The sequence below is a fragment of the Alteromonas sp. KUL106 genome (genome assembly GCF_009811415.1).
Lineage (GTDB): Bacteria > Pseudomonadota > Gammaproteobacteria > Enterobacterales > Alteromonadaceae > Alteromonas.
In genome coordinates this window covers 37,816-55,893 of record NZ_BLIG01000015.1, presented here as the reverse complement: position 1 = coordinate 55,893, position 18,078 = coordinate 37,816, and the positions used below count along the sequence as shown (strand labels likewise).

Here is an 18,078-nt window from a genome sequence, read left to right as displayed (position 1 = left end):
TCTTAGCGGTCGAAAAGTCTGGAGGACATTTGTGACATTCAGGTGACAGTGAATTGACAGCAAAATGAAGCTTTATTGACACGGGGGTATGAAAAACTAACAAAGCCGTAGCGAAAATTTACGGGAGCGTTGAAATCATTGGGATGATTGAATATGCCATAAAGAAAAATTAAACCACGTAGTCAATTTATGAATTATTTATTTCACCCTACTGGTCAGAGCATTTATGCAATCCACGCCAAAAGAAATTATCGCGTGAAAAAGCTAGGGGGCTGCGAGGATAAAAGCAGAAGAAAAAGGCCAAACGCGTCCGTTAACAAACGAGCTGCGCATTTCGCCGCAGCCCGTTAACCTTTTGATTTGATATACTTTAATTCAATACGGTAAGCGGATAACTGTACACGTTAAGTTTATTCGTGAGATAGTCTTCAAACTGCTCTGCAGATTGCACATCACTGCTGCGTGTAGGCCATACCGCCAGTATTTTGTAGTCTAACGTGGTGTGTGGTTTAAACAAAACAAGGTGGTCATGCTCACCTTCAAACACTTTTTCAACTTGGTCGATTCGATAAAAAAGCGCTAATCCAAGACTGTCATTATCTGCCAAAATACTCTGCTCTCCCCAAGTAGCGACCACTCCCCACTCACCTTGTTCAGCCTTAATGACTTTCATTCCATCATGGGCAACCAAACCTGCGACAATATTTTTTGAGGGCGCTGATAAGGAAACGCTGATGTGAGTTGTCGGATCAAACGCATCAATACGATAGCGTGTGGTAACGTCGATACTGTCGGCTTTTGCCTCGGATGATGACCACCCTTGATAAATAACATCAAACTCAGCCCGAAGTTGTGAATTCGATACCAGTTGGTAATGCGTATTATCGACGTGCTGGAAATGCATGACTGTCTGTTTCAACGGTGCCTCTGAGGACACTGTCGCAGACACTTGCGCGTCTTTTTCTACTAATCGACCTAGCGCACCTACGCCCAATGACTTGCCGACTTTAAGGGCATCTCCTCCCCAAGAGGATAGATTGTGATAGCTATCGTAGCCGTCTTGCCCGACGTCGGGTAAAACAACGCTGTCCGTTGTTTTCACAAATACATCAATGGCATTGCGCCAATCAAGGTAAAGTCGATAGCCCATTTTATCCGATTCCCAGCCAGGCCCTTCGTAACGCAAAAAGTAAGAATGATCAGTCAACTGAGGAGGTGATGTGAATGAGGAAACGTTTTCAAAAGTAAAGCCGTTGGCGATATACGCTGCGTCTTGCCACTCCCCTCCCGTTCTTACCGAAAGCTCAGCATGCGCTCTGTCTTGAACGTTGACATCTGAGGCGCTCTGGGGTGGCACAAGTTCTAGTGTTTCACTGGTCCCCGGCGCGATAGAAACAGCGCCTAGTAGTACTGAACGCCCTTCATCATTCTCAATCCACTCTGAAGCGTTGTGTTTCAATCTCCAATTCGTATATTGCAAGGGAAGTGAAATTTCTACGATTTGCTCGCCGCTGCCTCCTTTTGCTGAATTTTTAACCTCAACAGACATTATCGAATTTATTTCCCCTTGTGAGCAACTTGCCAAAAATGGCACAAGAAATAGGCCTACCTTGCTGTATTTATTCACTTTTCTGCTCTCCACCGGTTGTTAACAAACTGAACTAATTGACGATATTTTTAAACAATATATTGACAAATGCCACCGGTGGCAATTATTTTAAATTTTGTTAACGAAATTTTTCAATTTAGTATGTCGACAACATTCGGCACATCAATGAACCATTTAGTGAAAGGTAAATTACATGGTCAACTTTAGCCTAGAGGGTAAAACTGCATTAGTGACTGGGGCTAGCCGAGGTATAGGTCAAGCGCTTGCTTTGGCACTAGCGGCTTCTGGTGCCTTTGTTATCTGTGCCAGTTCACAAGCTGGGGGTTGTGACGAAACGGTGCACAAAATTCAACGTGATGGTGGTGACGCTATTGCACTTAGTGGTGACCTCGCCGATGCGGACGCAGTCATCAAACTTGCCAAAGATGCATTAAGCATTAAAGGGCATATTGACATTCTGCTGAACAACGGCGGCACAATCTTCAGAGCGCCTGCCACAGATTTTCCATTCAAGGAATGGAAAAATGTGCTTGCAGTCAACATAGACGCTGCTTTTCTCCTCAGCCAAACCATCGGTAAGAAAATGGTGGAGCGCGGACAAGGAAAAATCATCAATATCGCGTCAATGCTAAGTTATACGGGCGGTATCACCGTTCCTGCATATACCGCAAGTAAGCACGCGATAGCGGGCCTGACAAAAGCGTTGGCAAACGAGTGGGGCCAGTTCAATGTTCAGGTCAATGCAATTGCACCCGGTTACATTAAAACGGATAACACGCAAGCGCTTCAGGATGATGAAAAGCGAAGCGCGGAAATTTGTGCCCGCATTCCTGCAAATCGCTGGGGAGAAAGCGACGACCTAGCCGGTGCCGCTGTATTTCTAGCCAGCACAGCAAGCAATTATATCAACGGCCACATCCTCGCAGTCGATGGCGGCTTTTTAGCTCGATAATTTACGAACGAAGGAAAACAGTCATGAACGAGGAAACAGTCATGAACGAGGAAACAGTCATGAACGAGAAAGCTGCCATGAACGAGAAAGCTGCCATGAACGAAAAAATAGACACTCGATATGCCATCGGCCGTAAAGAGGCTAACGCTTACAATACCCAAGAATTACGGGACGCGTTTCTCGTCGACACCCTTATGAAAGAGGGAGAAGTCGTCTGGATATACACCCATTACGAACGCTTTATGCTGGGGAGCGCCGTCCCCACAACGTCGGCGTTAACACTCGAAACCATTGAAGATCAGCTAAAAATGCCTTTCTTTACCGCCCGTCGCGAAGTAGGGGTAATTAATATTGGCGGTCCTGGCACCATCACGGTTGCCGGCACCACCTACCATTTAGATAATGAAGAAGCACTATACATCGGGAAAGGCAATGAAGACGTTATTTTTGCGTCTGACGACGGGTCTAATCCCGCCAAGTACTACCTAAATTCCGCGCCAGCACACCACGCCTACCCATGCAAGAAAATAGGAAGTGAAGATGCGAATGTGCTGCATTTAGGAAGCCAAGAAACATCGAACCAGCGCGACATTAAACAACTGCTGATCAACACCGTCGTTGATACTTGCCAACTACAAATGGGATTGACGCGCCTTCACACAGGTTCAGTCTGGAACACCATGCCAGCGCATCAGCACGACAGACGCAATGAGGTTTACTTCTATTTTGATATGGATAGCGAGAGCCGTGTATGCCACTTCATGGGAGAGCCGCACGAAACCCGCCATATTTTTATTGCAAATGAACAAGCCGTAGTGTCTCCACCTTGGTCAATTCACTGTGGCGTAGGAACGGGTAGCTATGCATTTATCTGGGGAATGGCAGGTGAAAACCTTGATTACGATGACATGGACAAATTCCCTCCATCACAACTGCGCTAAGTACTCAAAGTAAAACTAAGGTGTAATGATTTATGTTGCAGTATATAAAGCTCACGCTCTCTGCCACTGCACTACTGCTATCGACAGCGTGCTCTCAAAATGAAATTCAAGGCGAAGTCACCGTATTGCGCCTAGGACATACCCTTGATACTCAACACTCCGTACATAAAGCGATGGAGTATCTAGGAGAGCGCCTCGATTACTATTCTGAGGGAACGATGAGTGTCGTCATTTACCCAGGTAGCCAATTAGGCACCGAACGGGAAATGATAGAGCTGTTACAGATTGGCTCTCTCGCTATGACAAAAGTGTCTGCCAGCCCGTTGGAAGGCTTTGCACCGGATATGAAGATATTTAGTATCCCTTACATTTTTCGCGATAACGATCACTTCTGGCGAGTATTAAATAGCGACATTGGCGATACCTTGCTTTCGGGGATAGAGGATTTTCGCCTGAAAGGTCTGGGTTATTATGATGCAGGTAGCCGTAGCTTTTACACTAACGATAAACCTATCGCACACCCCAGCGATTTAAACGGGCTGAAAATTCGCGTATTGAATAGCCCGACAGCGGTAGCGACCGTGCGCGCACTCGGGGGAGCTGCAACCCCCGTTTCCTGGGGAGAGCTCTACACTGCACTTCAGCAAGGTGTCGTAGATGGCGCAGAAAACAATCCTCCTAGCTATTACCTTTCTCGACACTACGAAATCGCGCGCTACTACAGCCTTGATGAGCATACAAGCGTGCCCGATATCATGCTTGCATCGTTACCAGTATGGGACAGCCTTAACGAACAGCAGCAAACCTGGTTAACCAGAGCAATGAAAGACTCCGTTGAATATCAACGTGAGCTTTGGAAAACCTCAACGCAAGCCTCGTTAGAAAAAGTAAAAGCCGAGGGCGTGACGGTGATAACACCAGACAAAGCACCTTTCGTAGAAGCCGTGAAACCTTTTCACGAAAGTTTTGAAAACACGCCAATTGGCACGTTAATTAATCAAATAAAAGCGATGTAACGATGATACTACGCCTCATTGATAAAGCTCTAGCAGGAACGCTGATTATGGCAATGGTCAGTATATTGCTCACTGTAATCTGGCAAGTGTTCTCACGCTACGTGCTCAAAGACCCTGCGTCCGTTACCGAAGAACTCTCAAGATTCATATTGATATGGATTGGGATCTTAGGCGCAGCCTACGCATACCGTCAACATGCCCATTTAGGCTTTAATTTAATCGTGGAACGTCAGTCACGTAATACAAAGCGCGTGTTACTCACCTGTGTCGAAATTATCGTTATTGTATTTTGTGTGTTAGTTATGCTGTACGGTGGTTCTGAACTTGTCCTTCTTACTTTAGAGCTAGAGCAAATATCTGCTGCTCTCGGCATAAAAATGGGCGTAATCTACAGTGTGCTTCCGCTGTCTGGCGCCCTTATCATTGCGTATGCGTTCGCTAACATTATTTCGCTTTGGCAACACAATAATAAGGAGTCAGTGTGATGGAACTGACCGGTATCATTTTAGTCGTCACCTTTTTCGTACTACTTCTATTAAACGTTCCCATTTCAATCAGTATTGGCGTTGCCACATTGCTTGCTATGGTAATGAGCATGGACCTTGCACCAGCATCCATTACTATTGCGCAGCGTATGGCAGGTGGCCTGAACAGTTTTGCATTACTCGCCATTCCTTTTTTCGTACTCTCTGGCTTAATCATGGGGCGAGGAGGTATAGCCAAGCGATTAATAGAATGCGCCATGGCACTTATTGGCGCCCTTCCCGGCGGTCTTGCTTTGGTAAACGTAGTATCTTGTATGCTATTCGGTGCAATTTCAGGGTCTGCGGTTGCCACCACCTCCGCTATTGGCAGCTTTATGCTGCCTGAAATGAAAAAAGCAGGCTATGAGCCAAACTTTAGCGCTGCGGTTACCGCCGCCGCGTCAACCACAGGCATGTTAATACCGCCAAGCAATATCTTAATTGTTTACGCTATTGCCAGCGGCGGTGTTTCTATTGCCGCCCTTTTCATGGCCGGCTATATACCCGGCATTATGGTCGGTCTGGCACTCATGCTCGTTTGTTTTATCTACGCAAAAATAAAAGGATACCCTTTATCACCGCGACTGCCGCTCAAAGTGGTTTTCGAAAAAACGGTTGCAGCCATTCCCTCGTTGTTTCTGATTTTCTTGGTTATTGGCGGCATTGTTGGCGGCGTGTTTACCGCTACCGAAGCTGGCGCTATTGCCGTGGTTTATTCATTATTGTTAGCGGTGGTGTTTTATAAAGAAGTTGAAGCGAAGGCATTGCCTGATATTTTTTTAAAAGCGGCGGAAACGACAGCAATTGTAATGCTACTGATTGCAGCGTCAACGGCGATGTCTTGGCTACTCTCTTTCGAAAACATTCCACAAACCCTTAGCAATGCGTTATTGTCGGTCAGTGATAATCCACTGCTAATCCTCCTGCTAATTAATTTGCTTCTTATTGTCGTTGGGGCGTTTTTAGATATGACCCCTGCTGTATTGATTTTTACCCCAATATTTTTACCTGTAGCGCTAGAATTAGGCATGAGTGAGCTTCAATTCGGGATCATGTTAGTACTCAACCTGTCTATAGGCTTATGCTCACCACCAGTAGGGGCAGTCCTATTTATCACATGTGCAATTGCGAAAACTAAGCTTGAAAACATCATTCGACCGCTCATCCCGTTGTACATTGCTATGTTCGTGGTGCTCATGCTGGTCACTTATGTTGCGTGGTTTAGTGAAGCCCTGCCACGCGCCTTAGGATTCTAAAAAGGAACGTTTATGCCAACGTAATATGCAGCTACTAATACTGTGTAATACCAGTCCGCATAGTTAATGACCCACTCAGCGTGACTTTTAAGTAACAAGAATATATTGCCTCAATTTGTGTGTTAATATCGAGAATAACAACAAAATAGCGCGGAAAAACAGAGAACTATGAACAAGCGCCCTACTATTAATGATGTTGCTGCCCTTGCGGGGGTATCTAAGCGCACCGTTTCCCGTGTTATTAACGGTGCAACCAATGTGGGTAAAGCCACTCGCGAACGCATTGAAGCTATCATTCAAGAAACGGGTTTTGCCCCTGATAAGCAAGCGCGAGGTTTGAGTACCAGCCGCTCTTATTTGATAGGCCTTATCTACGACAACCCCGATGCGCTCTACATTGACCAAGTACAACGAGGTGTATTAAGTATCTGTTCTCAGAAAGGCTATGAGTTGGTCGTTCACCCCTGTCGCTACAACACAGAAGGATTTGTGGAAGACTGCATTAGCTTTGTGCGTCGCTCTAACATTGACGGTGTCATCATATTGCCACCGGTGTCCGAAGCAAAACAACTGGCTGACACGTTACAACAAAAAAATATCAATTATGTTCGAATGGCCTCGGTTGACTTAGATGATCATCAAAACATTGTCGTGAGCGATGACAGAGCGGCTTTAAGTGACCTCGCCCGCTATATGGTGTCGTTAGGCCACAAAGACATTGGTATTATCAGTGGCCCTCAGCAGTACTACTCGTCAAAAGAGCGCCTAGAAGGATTTGTGGAAACACTGAATGACTTAGGTGTTGAAGTACCAGAGAACAGAGTGATAGAAGGAAAAAACACCTTCGAAAGCGGTATTGAATGTGCAAGACATTTGCTCATTCAGTCGCCTCGGGTAAAAGCTATTTTTGCTAACAACGACGATATGGCTGCGGGTGTACTCAAAGTGGCCCATGAAATGGGGATCACGGTACCAGATGACCTTTCTGTTGCTGGGTTCGATGATAACTTACTTGCCGCACGAGTCATTCCCGCGCTCACTACTGTGCAACGCCCGGTTGGTGATATGGCCGCTATCGCAGCACGCAAGATAATTGCCCATATTGAGGGCAGCCAAGTCAGTGAAACCGAAACTTATTTAGTAAAACCTCACCTCATTATTCGCGATTCAATTAAAAAAGTGTGATTTTTTTACAATGAAGTGTTGCTTGCACTTCTTTTTACACCTATTATGCCACCGGTGGCATTTAAATAAAAAGAATGTTAAAAGCAAGAAAGTATTAAGTATAAATTTAAATGGTAGGACGTCAGATGGACATTAAAACTCAACTCGTGAAAGTGCATAATAGTGATAATGTTGCCGTTGCGACCTCCCCTATCGTTTCTGGCTCCTACATCGCTGAATATGGCATTACCACTAATCAAGACATCCCGGCAGGACACAAAGTTGCATTAAGCAACCTTGCCCCTGGTAGTGATATTATCAAGTATGGCTTTAGTATTGGCGTGACGTTGAGTCACATTGAGACCGGCGATCATGTCCATAGTCACAATGTCAAAACTAAGCTAAACGGCACTGAAAAATACCTTTATCAGCCATCGCATACGGGTATAAAACACTCTAGTACACCCTCGCATTTACAGTTTATGGGTTACCGAAGAGAAAACGGCAAAGTAGGTATCCGCAATGAAGTGTGGATCATAAATACGGTAGGCTGTGTTAATCGCACAGCACAGCGTATTGCCGATGAATGTACCAGACGGTTTGCTTCTGAGTGCGACGGTTTTCGTGCATTTACTCATCCTTTTGGCTGTTCTCAGCTGGGCGATGATTTAGATGACACCCGTACGATACTGGCATCATTGGCATCGCACCCTAACGCTGGCGCAGTACTAATTGTCGGCCTGGGTTGTGAGAACAACCAGTTAAAGAACTTGCTGCCCCATGTTGATAAGCCTGAAAATCGGGTTCGCTTCTATAACGCCCAAGACGTAGTAGATGAACTAGAAGAAGGGGTAAATGCGGTGTACGATTTGCTGAAAGTGATGGCAAACGACAAACGCGAGCCCACAGACGCCAGCGAATTGACCTTAGGTATGAAGTGCGGTGGCAGCGACGCTTTTAGCGGAATTACCGCTAATCCCACCGTAGGACGCGTCACCGATTTAATGTGTAATTTAGGTGGCTCGGTCATTTTAACCGAAACTCCTGAAATGTTCGGTGCTGAGCAACTCTTGATGAATCGCGCGAAAAATAAAGACGTATTCAAAGCGTTTAATTCGCTTATCGATGAGTTTAAACATTACTTTATCGCCCACAATCAACCTATTTACGAAAACCCCTCTCCGGGCAACAAAGCTGGAGGGTTGACCACGCTAGAAGAGAAATCACTCGGTGCGGTTCAAAAAGGGGGAACCTCTGTCATTCAGTCTATTTTGCAATACGGCGAGCCCAAGCAAGACAAAGGCTTGAGTTTGTTACAAGCCCCTGGAAATGACGCCGTCAGTTCCACAGCATTGGCAGCATCGGGGGCACACATCGTTTTATTCACCACAGGCCGAGGTACGCCCCTTGGTTTTCCTGTACCCACAGTAAAGATATCGTCTAATTCGGATATCGCTAATAAGAAGCCACATTGGATAGATTTTAACGCTGGGCAAGTTCTCGAAGGTGTATCTATTGATAAGTGTGCCGAAGCGCTACTTTCACACTGCTTGGCAGTAGCATCTGGTCAACAAACCTGCAACGAGAAAAATGGCAGCCATGACATTGCCATTTGGAAACGCGGCGTCACACTCTAAAAGAGAGCGTTATGGAACCGATATTACTACATGAAGATAGACTATTTCCTGCCGATGAAGCGACACGACGTGTTGCTCGTGCGCTGTATGAGGAAATACGCGATCTCCCTATCATCAGTCCGCATGGCCATACTGACCCCCGTTGGTTTGCAGAAAACAACAATTTCACCAATGCAACTGAATTATTTATCACACCTGATCACTATGTTTTCAGAATGCTTTATAGCCAAGGCATTGAATTAACGGATATTGGTGTGCCTCGCTGGGATGGTGGCGAAACAGAAAAAGATCCCCGCAAAATTTGGAAATTATTGGCTGATAATTACCACTTGTTTGCTGCCACACCTTCGCGTTTATGGTTAGACACCGTATTTCACGACGTATTTGGCTTACGAGAAATGTTGTGTAGCGACAACGCGACCCAGTATTACGATCACATCACTGCACAGCTTCAAAGGGATGACTTTAAGCCTCGTGCATTAATGGATCGGTTTAACATCGAAGTGATTGCGACCACCGAAGGCGCACTTAATTCTCTTCCTCATCACGCGGCAATCAAAGATACGCCATGGGCAAAGCGCGTCATTACAACCTTCAGACCCGACGATGTCGTCGATGCCTCGCGCGAGGACATTACGTCAAATATTGAAAAGCTTGGAGCGTTAACGGGTGAAGATACTACAACTTGGCAGGGCTATCTGAACGCCATTCGCGCACGGCGCGCCGTCTTTAGAGAGCACGGTGCGACCGCAACAGATCACGGCCATCCCACCGCAAACACCGCTGATTTAAGCGAAGTCGAGTGTATCGCCCTGTTCGATAAAGTAAGACGTGGGATAAGTAACGCAGAGGAGCAAGAGCTATTCAGAGCCCAAATGCTTACTGAACTAGCGGGAATGAGCGTGGAGGATGGCATGGTCATGCAAATTCACCCAGGTTCGTTTAGGAACCACAACAGTCAGCTGTTTGCTCAATTTGGCCGAGACAAGGGCCACGACATTCCAATGCAGACAGATTTTGTTAACGCACTTCGACCGCTGCTCGGTAAATACGGTAACGAGCCTAACCTCGACATTATTCTATTCACATTAGACGAAACCACTTACAGCCGTGAATTAGCACCACTCGCAGGCCATTATCCCTGTCTCAAGCTAGGCCCTTCATGGTGGTTCCACGACAGTCCTGAGGGCATGTTGCGCTTTAGACATCAAGTGACAGAGACAGCAGGTTTCTTCAACACCGTTGGTTTTAACGATGACACGCGCGCATTCTTATCTATTCCTGCCCGTCATGATGTTGCCAGACGCATAGACTGTCGTTTTCTTGCACAACTTGTGGTGGAGCACCGCATCAGCGAAACAGAAGCGGCCAGTGTTGCCAGAAAACTGACTTATGACTTTGCTAAGCAAGCGTACAAACTGGGGTAAACATGACAAAGCCGTTATCTATTGCAACGCTTCCTCTCTTAAGTGAAAGCGTAAGCAAACCCAATTATGACCTTAATGCAACAGGGTGTGGCATTGTGCATATTGGCCCGGGCGCATTTCACCGTGCGCACCAAGCGTATTACACCGAAAAGGCGTTAGCGTACGGTGGTGACTGGCGTATTCACGGTGTATCAATGCGCAGCGCATCACTTAAAGACGCGTTAGGTCCACAAGACAATCTCTATGCGTTGTGTATTGTTGATAACGAGCCTGAAACCCACATTATAGGCGCAATTAAAACCCTCTCTACACTAGCCAATGATCGTGAAGACATTGTTGCTGCGCTGGTAAACAAACAAACAAAAATTGTTACGCTTACCGTGACAGAAAAGGGCTATTGCCTTAATGCACAAGGTCATCTAGACACTGATCATCCGGATATCAAGGCCGATTTGGTCACGCCAGAGACACCGGTGAGCGCGGTTGGCCTTATCGTGCAAGCGCTGGCACAGCGAAAACAGGCTGGTTACGCAGATATCACCATCATCAGCTGTGACAATGTTTCGGACAACGGCAAAAAACTACAAAAAGCCGTTTCCGAGTTTGCCAACAAAACCGATGAATCATTAGGCCAATGGATTAGCGAGAATATCGCTTTCCCTTGCACTATGGTCGACAGTATCACACCAGCAACCGAAGACAGCTTTAAAGCTAACGTTGCCACTGAGCTGGGTTTAACTGATAACTGGCCTATCCAGCGTGAATCATTTACTCAATGGGTTGTTGAAGATAATTTTTCTGGCCCTAGACCCGCATGGGATAAAGTTGGCGTTACCTTTACGCATAATGTGAGCTTTTTTGAAAAAGCAAAACTGCGTATTCTCAACGGCACACATTCAACCCTAGCCTATATCGGTTTGTTGCTTGGCAAGGAAACCGTATACGAAGCAATGCGAACCCCAGCCATAAAGCAACTGATTCAAACTATGTTAAAGGAAGAAATTGTTCCGTCTCTTGTTAATGATGACACTGAGGGTAACAATGACTTTGACCTCAATGTGTATGCGCAAGACATTGTTAAGCGCTATGAGAATAGGCACATTCGCCACCTATTGTCACAAATTGCATGGGATGGCTCGCAAAAAATTCCATTTCGTATCCTTGATACGGTAAGGGATAACCTCAAAGCAAAGCGAAACATTGATTTGCTTTGCACTGCCGTGGCTGCGTGGTGTTTATTTGTTAATAACAAAGCCCGTTTAGACGAAACCATCACCGACCCGCTCGATGAAGCGTTAAGAGCAACGGCCAAATCCGTGAATTTTCAACCTGACGCACTTACCAAAAAATTATTATCTCTTGATACCATGTTTGCTGAACTATCGGTAAACAATACATTTAAAGAAAAGGTACGAGAAAAGGTTGAACTGCTGCTTAATATTTTATCGCAAATCAATAACGACAATAGTGAGCAAGAGTCTGTGCCAAACCGGCTAATGGAGAACTCGCTAGACCCACTAAAAGGAACCGTGTGATGATAAGTACCTTTTCCATGCTCAAAGGCGCCCCGTTACTCCCTATTATTCAGCCTACGTCTGTCGACGAAGGTCTTCACTTAGCAGAAGCGATTGCAAACAGCGGTTTGTGTAATATTGAAGTAGTGAAACGTAGCGATGCGGCGTTTGACGCGTTGTCTGCTATTCGACAACATTTTCCTGAGTTAGTGGTTGGCATGGGCACATTGTTAAACCGCAATCACGTTTTCGAAGCGTTAGATGCAGGCGCGCAATTTTTGATAACACCCACCAGCTCAGAGACATTACTCGATACACTTATCGCCTCTAATGCCCCATTCTTACCTGGTGTTGCTGCGCCTGCCGATATCCTACTGGCTTATCAAAAAGGTATTCGAGAAATGAAGTTCTTTCCTGCAAGCCTTAGCGGTGGAACACCTTTTCTTAAAGCTATTTCAAGCGTGTTTAGCGATGTTTCCTTCTGCCCGACCGGCGGTATAAATGGCGAAAATGCTCACGACTATCTGGCGCTATCCAATGTAGGTGCTGTAGGCGGTACGTGGATGATGCCAAAGACCGCGGTTGAGGCGCAAAACTGGCAGGCCATTACCTTAGCATGCAAACAAAGCTTGGCCTTATTTGATGAGGCTGCAGCATGAGCGTCGCTGATACAAAAAAAAGAATGGTCATTTTTGGCGAATGTATGGTTGAGCTTCGAAGCTCACAGCGTGAGTCATCAAAAAGTATAAGTAATGACACCACCAACACTGACCTGATGGCCAAAAGTTTTGCAGGGGACACATACAACACCGCAGTGTATTTTAAACGTTGCTTGCCCTCATCCTCCGTTAGCTACTTAACGGCCATTGGCGCTGATTTTTTAAGTGACGAGTTATTATTCAAAATGGGCGAACACGAAATCAATACCGACTTAGTGTTCCGCTCGTCATCGCGTAACCTTGGTTTGTATATGATACGCAATGACAACGAGGGCGAAAGAACCTTCGCTTACTGGCGTAATCAATCTGCAGCAACGCAGACGCTTAATATTATGAAGGGCACTGACTTTGCGTGCGATTGGTTTTATTTAAGTGGTATTTCTATTGCCATTTTAGATGACGAACAGCGCACAGCCCTTTTTGAACTCATTGCTTGCCTTAAGAACAAAGGCAGTAAGATTGCGTTCGATCCTAACTACCGAGCACGCCTTTGGTCTTCTCAAGACGAGGCAAAATACTGGACGGGTAAGGCTTACGCCGAAGCGGACTTGGCGTTCCCTGGTGCTGACGACCATTTAATGCTGTTCGGCCACACCCATGCTGATGAGATATTTAGCTATTTGGCCGACAAACAGATTGATGAAATTGTAATGAAAAACGGCGCCGTTGGTGTTCATATTCTACGTCAGCAAGAACAATGCATCGTACCTGTTGAACGAGTTGAATGTGTGGTTGATACAACGGCGGCGGGCGATGCCTTTAACGGAGGCTATATGGCGGCTAGACTTGCGGGAAGAAAACCCGTTGAAAGCGCAAGCTATGGCGCTAAGGTGGCAGCCACCGTCATTACTTACCCCGGTGCCATCATATCATGTGACGCGTTTACCAATCACATACCGTCGCTTTAGCCGGTATGTGACATTCTCTTTCCATTTTTATTGCCTAATATACCAATCCGCTTACTAAGACACCTGCAGCCCACCGCGCACTGACGTTTCGCGGTCTTTTTCTTCAATTCATACCCTATATGGTATTACAGCGTGTCTCGATAAACATAGTCTGCCAGTGGGTGTGCTGTCGCTTTTAACGCTCGTACGAATATCTGCGCCATTTTAGCGGCGCCCACTACGTTTAAATGAGTGTCGTCAGTTTTACCGTCAGGATAGCGTGTATATAAGTCAGCTGGCACTTTAATAAAGTAATGGTTGCTCTTAGGCTCGCCTTCCTGTGCGAGAAAATCGCAGGTTAATGCGTTCATGGGAATAAAGGGGACGTTAGATTGCGCTGCCACTTTCTTTGCAGCATCGGCATAGGTCAGCAAAGTGCGTTTCAATACACCGTCCTCAGAAAAATGACGCCGGCATATGCTGCTCGCAATAATCACTGATGCTCCTTTAGCGTCCACGTCTCTCACAAATTGGTTCAAGTAGGCTGGATAGGCATTTTGTGGGTCGGCATAGCGCGCAGGATCTGACTGTTTTTGATCATTATGGCCAAACTGGATAACCACAAAATCACCTTCTGAGAGTTCCGATAGCAGCACTTGCCAACGCCCCTCATCTACAAATCGCTTTGTACTTCTACCGTTTGCCGCATGGTTTTTAATGGTAAGGTTCGGCGACATAAATTCAGGAAGCAGCTGCCCCCACCCCCTTTCTGGGTATGACAGCAGAGGCTTGTCTGACATGGTTGAATCGCCGACCAGATGCAAGGTCACGGGCTTTTTGTAAGGTAGCGTTTTTCTATGTGCTTCACCGTCCACCTTGCTGGCGCTTTGTTCAGTGCGCTCGTGAGCGTTAGAACTGGCGAGTTTTGATTTGCTCGATTGAGCCGCATGAGTATGTTGAAGCACTGTTTCGCTTTGTAGTTCTGCTAATGTAAACGTACTTGTTGCGGCAACAACACTTACAAGGCTATAGCGAAGCATAGTACTCATTCTCCCTGCGGCACGTTTTCTCAAATTTCTCACACTTTTATCCTTTTTAAACATAAGTACAGTTACCATCCTTTTTTAAACGCTGTGGGAGTACGCAAAAAGGGAGTCATACCAGTCCAGATAGATAAAAAAGGCCATCATTACGATGGCCAGACACACCCGTCTTCACGGAACACAACATTTAATGCGTATTTCAGATTGACCAATTCACATGGGCAACCTGATTTTGTTACATATTATAGCGAGCACCCAAGAAGAACTGACGGCCGGTATGGTTATACTCACGTACCAAGTCCAAAGAACCGTCACCGGTGGTGAACAAACGCTCGTACTCATCGGTGAGATTAATTACTTCGAAGGTCAAGGTGAGTTCATCGTTTACATTATAAAATGAAGAGAAGTCCACCTGTGTAGGCCCTGTCGTTCCATGTGACGCGTTACCATTACTGCCGATAAAGTCAGTAATATAGTCATCGCGTTTGTTAACCGATACGCGTGCACCATAGTGGTCAGTTTCGTAATACACGGTAAAGTTGTAAGAGGTCTCGCTCATCCCCTCGATATTGTCAGCGTTAACGTGAGTGTAGTTCGACACGATACCCATGTTTTCAAACGGTCCAGGTAGGAAGGTCAATGGCTGCTGATAAATTAACTCATACCCGCTTATACTTCTCTCTTCTGCGTTAATAGGGCTACTATGCTCATAAGGTATAGTACGAGGGTCTAGGGCGATTACCGGGTCAAACTGTGCGTCATTGTCAATAAAATCGTAGTAAGCACTATCGACTAAACGTTCTTCAGAGGCACGCACTATCCAGTTATCAATGTCTTTGTAAAACACCGTTGCCGCAAGCAGCGCTTCATCGTCAAAGTACCATTCAACACCAAAATCCACATTGTTAGACGTAAACGGGTCAAGGAAAGGGTTACCCACGCTCACCGAGCCGTTTATGTAGTCAAAACTAGGGTTGCCAGGGTTGAGTGAATTCAGACTTGGCCGCGTCATTGACTGCGTCAAACCAAGACGAACAACCACATCATCTGTTGCTTCAAGGGCTAAATTAACAGCGGGTAAGAAGTTGCTGTAATCATTCTCAATTTGTACCGTTTCGCCTTGAATAAACCCTTCTGAGGTGGTGGTGGTTTTCACATAGCGCACACCGTAATTGGCACGCAGAAGCATATCGCCAATCTCATAACTCGTGTCCATCTCAATGTACGCAGCTGTGGTTTCCTCGCCTACTTTCCAACTTTGTGCAGAACGCGGTGTCCAAACAACATCTAGCAATTGACTGTTAATTGCGTCGAAGTCAGCCACAAGAAACGGATCAAGGGGTCCATCGAAACCACTACCGAAATCATCTACTGGCATCATTTCAGCAAAGCCTACCGCTGAACTTTGGTCTGGGAAGCCATTTATTTGCTCCTCACTATAGGTAACAACGCGGTCATTGTAAGCAAAGCCTGCCTTGATAGTTACCTCATCGCCTAAGTAGGTCGCATCAAGTTTAACCGTATCGTTTTCGCGCAACACGTCTGTAGCACGTAAACGACCATCACTAAGGTTGTAGTTACTTGCATCATTAACGTCGTAACCGTAGGTCAATTCAGGGGCATTGCTATTGTTACTAAAATCGAAGCCATAGCTGGTTTCTTCTAATAAAGTCATGTTGTAACGATATTGCTCTGAACGTGCATCAGATTCGGCAGTACCGGCCATCATATCAAGCTTAAGGTTTTCACCAATAAACCACTCACCTGATATTACAAATTGGCTAAAGTCGGTGGTCGATTCTTGCAAGCGGCTTTCAATACGGGACTTGATACCATCATAACTACCGGCTAAAACTTGTTTGCCATTGGGATGCACTGTTATAGAGGTGGGGGTAATATCTTCAAACGTACTTCTGAACATGTGGAAGAAGTTATACATAGTACGGGTGTTATCAAGTTTAGATAACAGACCATCTAACGTAACTGTGAAATTATCCGTGGCTGCCCACTGAATTGAGCCTGTGAAACCTGTGCGCTCTTGATCGTTACCGAAATAATCAGGACGTGGTAGACGTGGCGTCCACAAGCAGTTGATGGGGTCAACAGACGCACCTTCATACTGGCAATCACCTACGTCCGGCGTGCCGTTAACCACAGTATTTGACGTGTCGCCAAAAATCCCGCCACCGTCGCGTACCGGCGTAGTCCAGCGAACGGTGCCGAACCCCTCTTGTCTTACGGTACGTTCAGAAAACGCAGCAGAGAAAAGGACCCCCACCTTGTCGTCAGCAAAGCGATTGCTGATCATAAAGGCGGCGCGAGGATCAGTCTCTTCAGTGATGCTGTTGTAACCACCTTGCAGTGATGATACAAATTTAAAACCGTCGTAATCAAACGGCTTTGCTGAATATAGATCAACTGTACCCGCTATACCGCCCTCTTCCATTGACGCTGTGGGCGACTTTTGAATATCGACACGATTAAACAACTCAGAGGCAAAAATATTAAAGTCGAAGCCACGGCCACCGTTTACACCGCCACCTGAATCAGTGCCATCTGTACTGGCTGGTACTTCCATCCCGTTAAGCGTTGTGCGAGTAAACGACGGGCTCAAACCACGTAGCGTAATTTGACGCCCTTCCCCACCCTCACGAGAAATTGCCACACCAGGTACACGCTGGATAGATTCTGCAATATTTAAGTCCGGGAATTTACCAATGTCTTGAGCAACAATTGATTCTTTGCTGTTTACTGACGTTCGCTTTTCCATCAGTGATTTGTTGAGTGAACCACGAAAGCCTGATACCTCAATGACTTCCATGTTTTGCGCTTCGCTTTCAGTGACTTGTTCGTCTGTGGCTTCTTGCGCGTGAACATAGGCGCCTGACAACGCTAGCGTAATGAGAACAGCGAGTTGCTTTTTCTTTGGTAACATTGTTGTTTCTCCGGTTTTTTATATTTATAAGAGACGCGCGTACTGACAAAACGTGAACATACTTTTGAATGGTGTGTGTGGAACATTCAAATTTACAAAAATTCAACATTTATCGTATTTAATCATTTCACTTCCCATCATGCCACCGGTAAACATTTGCTCATAAATACCGCCAATGAACCACGCTTTCTAGTGGCACGTTTTGGCTGTTAAGGAAGCAAAAACGCGTCAATGCTAAGTTTTTTCTAGAGTGACCTTGTAAGCCACTAAAACCATGAATAAGAAGAGTTGCAGGGTACAGCTGTATTTTTAATTAGAGCAAAACTTCTCTTCGGCAATAATGTAAACCCCAAAAACAACACTCAAGCTTTACATTTGATTTACATCCTAACCAGTTATGCTACCGGTGGCAACTACTTTGTTTAAAATTTTTGCAATGTTTAGAAATTTAAAG

At 45.8% G+C, this 18,078-nt stretch carries 14 protein-coding genes; 11 read left to right on the top strand and 3 right to left on the bottom strand.

Annotation, left to right across the window (positions count from 1 at the left end):
* Positions 1 to 370: 370 nt before the first annotated feature.
* Positions 371 to 1,549, bottom strand: a complete 1,179-nt coding sequence (locus GVO63_RS05325; protein WP_236552064.1) for a DUF4861 family protein — start codon at positions 1,547 to 1,549, stop codon at positions 371 to 373.
* A gap of 253 nt (positions 1,550 to 1,802) precedes the next feature.
* On the opposite strand from GVO63_RS05325, the gene GVO63_RS05320 reads away from it, so the two are divergent.
* The 11 genes from GVO63_RS05320 to GVO63_RS05270 all read left to right on the top strand — a co-directional run bounded on the left by GVO63_RS05320 (position 1,803) and on the right by GVO63_RS05270 (position 13,667).
* On the top strand, positions 1,803 to 2,561 hold the full coding sequence (locus tag GVO63_RS05320; protein ID WP_159578400.1) for an SDR family oxidoreductase: 759 nt from the start codon (positions 1,803 to 1,805) through the stop codon (positions 2,559 to 2,561).
* A 95-nt stretch (positions 2,562 to 2,656) separates the two neighbouring features.
* A complete protein-coding gene (gene kduI, locus GVO63_RS05315) occupies positions 2,657 to 3,502 on the top strand; it encodes a 5-dehydro-4-deoxy-D-glucuronate isomerase (protein WP_159578456.1) in 846 nt (281 codons plus the stop codon).
* 32 nt (positions 3,503 to 3,534) lie between these two features.
* Positions 3,535 to 4,518, top strand: a complete 984-nt coding sequence (locus GVO63_RS05310; RefSeq protein WP_159489303.1) for a TRAP transporter substrate-binding protein — start codon at positions 3,535 to 3,537, stop codon at positions 4,516 to 4,518.
* A gap of 2 nt (positions 4,519 to 4,520) precedes the next feature.
* On the top strand, positions 4,521 to 5,003 hold the full coding sequence (locus tag GVO63_RS05305; RefSeq protein WP_159578399.1) for a TRAP transporter small permease: 483 nt from the start codon (positions 4,521 to 4,523) through the stop codon (positions 5,001 to 5,003).
* The gene (locus GVO63_RS05300; RefSeq protein ID WP_159578455.1) at positions 5,003 to 6,298 is read left to right on the top strand and encodes a TRAP transporter large permease; all 1,296 of its coding nucleotides are present in this window, start codon (positions 5,003 to 5,005) and stop codon (positions 6,296 to 6,298) included. Before GVO63_RS05305 ends, GVO63_RS05300 begins: the two co-directional genes overlap by 1 nt.
* A 168-nt stretch (positions 6,299 to 6,466) precedes the next feature.
* Entirely contained in the window at positions 6,467 to 7,483 is a 1,017-nt protein-coding gene (locus GVO63_RS05295; RefSeq protein ID WP_159489299.1) for a LacI family DNA-binding transcriptional regulator, read from the top strand.
* Between the two features lie 125 nt (positions 7,484 to 7,608).
* Positions 7,609 to 9,099: a UxaA family hydrolase gene (locus GVO63_RS05290; RefSeq protein WP_159578398.1), complete on the top strand. Its 1,491-nt coding sequence runs from the start codon at positions 7,609 to 7,611 to the stop codon at positions 9,097 to 9,099.
* A gap of 11 nt (positions 9,100 to 9,110) precedes the next feature.
* Positions 9,111 to 10,526: a glucuronate isomerase gene (gene uxaC, locus GVO63_RS05285; protein WP_159578397.1), complete on the top strand. Its 1,416-nt coding sequence runs from the start codon at positions 9,111 to 9,113 to the stop codon at positions 10,524 to 10,526.
* A gap of 2 nt (positions 10,527 to 10,528) precedes the next feature.
* A complete protein-coding gene (locus GVO63_RS05280; protein WP_159578396.1) occupies positions 10,529 to 12,061 on the top strand; it encodes a mannitol dehydrogenase family protein in 1,533 nt (510 codons plus the stop codon).
* Positions 12,061 to 12,699, top strand: a complete 639-nt coding sequence (gene eda, locus GVO63_RS05275) for a bifunctional 4-hydroxy-2-oxoglutarate aldolase/2-dehydro-3-deoxy-phosphogluconate aldolase (RefSeq protein ID WP_159578395.1) — start codon at positions 12,061 to 12,063, stop codon at positions 12,697 to 12,699. The genes GVO63_RS05280 and eda overlap by 1 nt, the downstream gene beginning before the upstream one ends.
* Complete coding sequence (locus tag GVO63_RS05270; protein ID WP_159489289.1) at positions 12,696 to 13,667, top strand: sugar kinase; 972 nt, start codon at positions 12,696 to 12,698, stop codon at positions 13,665 to 13,667. The genes eda and GVO63_RS05270 overlap by 4 nt, the downstream gene beginning before the upstream one ends.
* Before the next feature lie 125 nt (positions 13,668 to 13,792).
* Here the strand turns inward: GVO63_RS05270 and GVO63_RS05265 are convergent, their stop codons facing one another.
* Positions 13,793 to 14,749, bottom strand: a complete 957-nt coding sequence (locus GVO63_RS05265) for a rhamnogalacturonan acetylesterase (RefSeq protein ID WP_159578394.1) — start codon at positions 14,747 to 14,749, stop codon at positions 13,793 to 13,795.
* A gap of 175 nt (positions 14,750 to 14,924) precedes the next feature.
* Positions 14,925 to 17,624 (bottom strand): TonB-dependent receptor, encoded by a 2,700-nt coding sequence (locus tag GVO63_RS05260; RefSeq protein WP_159578393.1) that lies wholly within the window; start codon positions 17,622 to 17,624, stop codon positions 14,925 to 14,927.
* Between the last annotated feature and the right edge of the window lie 454 nt (positions 17,625 to 18,078).

What these genes read in the sequence shown, in the direction of transcription:
- GVO63_RS05325 (WP_236552064.1), bottom strand. Translation starts at nt 1,549, where the DNA reads ATGTCTGTTGAGGTTAAAAATTCAGCAAAAGGAGGCAGCGGCGAGCAA.
- GVO63_RS05320 (WP_159578400.1), top strand. Translation starts at nt 1,803, where the DNA reads ATGGTCAACTTTAGCCTAGAGGGTAAAACTGCATTAGTGACTGGGGCT.
- kduI (WP_159578456.1), top strand. Translation starts at nt 2,657, where the DNA reads ATGAACGAAAAAATAGACACTCGATATGCCATCGGCCGTAAAGAGGCT.
- GVO63_RS05310 (WP_159489303.1), top strand. Translation starts at nt 3,535, where the DNA reads ATGTTGCAGTATATAAAGCTCACGCTCTCTGCCACTGCACTACTGCTA.
- GVO63_RS05305 (WP_159578399.1), top strand. Translation starts at nt 4,521, where the DNA reads ATGATACTACGCCTCATTGATAAAGCTCTAGCAGGAACGCTGATTATG.
- GVO63_RS05300 (WP_159578455.1), top strand. Translation starts at nt 5,003, where the DNA reads ATGGAACTGACCGGTATCATTTTAGTCGTCACCTTTTTCGTACTACTT.
- GVO63_RS05295 (WP_159489299.1), top strand. Translation starts at nt 6,467, where the DNA reads ATGAACAAGCGCCCTACTATTAATGATGTTGCTGCCCTTGCGGGGGTA.
- GVO63_RS05290 (WP_159578398.1), top strand. Translation starts at nt 7,609, where the DNA reads ATGGACATTAAAACTCAACTCGTGAAAGTGCATAATAGTGATAATGTT.
- uxaC (WP_159578397.1), top strand. Translation starts at nt 9,111, where the DNA reads ATGGAACCGATATTACTACATGAAGATAGACTATTTCCTGCCGATGAA.
- GVO63_RS05280 (WP_159578396.1), top strand. Translation starts at nt 10,529, where the DNA reads ATGACAAAGCCGTTATCTATTGCAACGCTTCCTCTCTTAAGTGAAAGC.
- eda (WP_159578395.1), top strand. Translation starts at nt 12,061, where the DNA reads ATGATAAGTACCTTTTCCATGCTCAAAGGCGCCCCGTTACTCCCTATT.
- GVO63_RS05270 (WP_159489289.1), top strand. Translation starts at nt 12,696, where the DNA reads ATGAGCGTCGCTGATACAAAAAAAAGAATGGTCATTTTTGGCGAATGT.
- GVO63_RS05265 (WP_159578394.1), bottom strand. Translation starts at nt 14,749, where the DNA reads ATGTTTAAAAAGGATAAAAGTGTGAGAAATTTGAGAAAACGTGCCGCA.
- GVO63_RS05260 (WP_159578393.1), bottom strand. Translation starts at nt 17,624, where the DNA reads ATGTTACCAAAGAAAAAGCAACTCGCTGTTCTCATTACGCTAGCGTTG.